Below are 747 nucleotides of genomic sequence, written 5' to 3' on the forward strand. Positions count from 1 at the left end.
CCCGCCTTTAGTGCCTCAAAAATAACAAAGTAAGCAGCGTAAGCGGACTTATAAGAGCCATTAGCACCCGTTCTAATCGTGATAGCCATCGTTAAAACCTCGATACCGAAATAACAAACGCAGTGGTAAAGCCTGTAAATATAATGTTTATCGCTTGCGGTATTTTAAATAAGAAAGCATAAAAGCGTAGCTCGTCGGGCAAAGCATTAAACGTTAATATAATGATTTGAGTGAATCCAATATCATTTAATAAATATGAGGCCGTCTTATAGGCAAAGAGCAAAGAATAAAGCATCCATTTCAATTTTAACTTAATATAATAAGCATTAATAAAGATGGTTAGTTGCTCGAAATAATCTGGAATATTCAAAAAGAAATCAATGATAGTCTGAAAGAAATCACCGATTGACTGAACGATTAATAATAATGATTCCATTACTTACGACTCCCTAAAGTTGCTTTAACTGCGATAATTGCTGCAACAAATAAAATAACAGCGGCGATTAAGTTTGCTTGGTCAATAAAAGCAGGTAATACGCCGGACTTTAAATTTAATTGCTTGCCATTGGGTAATACAAAATCTAGTGAATGCTCTTTATATTGACCGCTGTTTAGTTGCGACACATCAAAGCTAAATATCTTTTTAAACTCATCAATTTGTTGCTCATATTGCTGTTTTAACTCTTCAGTATCAGCAAGAACGGACTCAAGCAAATCAGGCTTATAAAGGCCAACAGTATCAAAATC

General features: G+C 34.5%; 2 protein-coding genes and 1 pseudogene. All 3 read right to left on the bottom strand.

The window, feature by feature from the left end; genetic code table 11:
* The coding region (locus tag PL85_RS19045) for a zonular occludens toxin domain-containing protein (protein WP_272871949.1) at positions 1–89 on the bottom strand (89 nt) is incomplete at its 3' end.
* 2 nt (positions 90–91) lie between these two features.
* Positions 92–436: a DUF2523 family protein gene (locus PL85_RS17670; protein WP_105977064.1), complete on the bottom strand. Its 345-nt coding sequence runs from the start codon at positions 434–436 to the stop codon at positions 92–94.
* Positions 436–747: pseudogene (locus PL85_RS17675) on the bottom strand (hypothetical protein); the annotation flags it as partial. The pseudogene PL85_RS17675 and the gene PL85_RS17670, both read right to left, overlap by 1 nt.

The organism is Vibrio anguillarum, assembly GCF_001989995.2.
GTDB lineage: Bacteria > Pseudomonadota > Gammaproteobacteria > Enterobacterales > Vibrionaceae > Vibrio > Vibrio anguillarum.

Excerpts from the sequence above, each read along its gene's own strand:
- PL85_RS17670 (WP_105977064.1), bottom strand. The coding sequence starts at position 436 with ATGGAATCATTATTATTAATCGTTCAGTCAATCGGTGATTTCTTTCAG.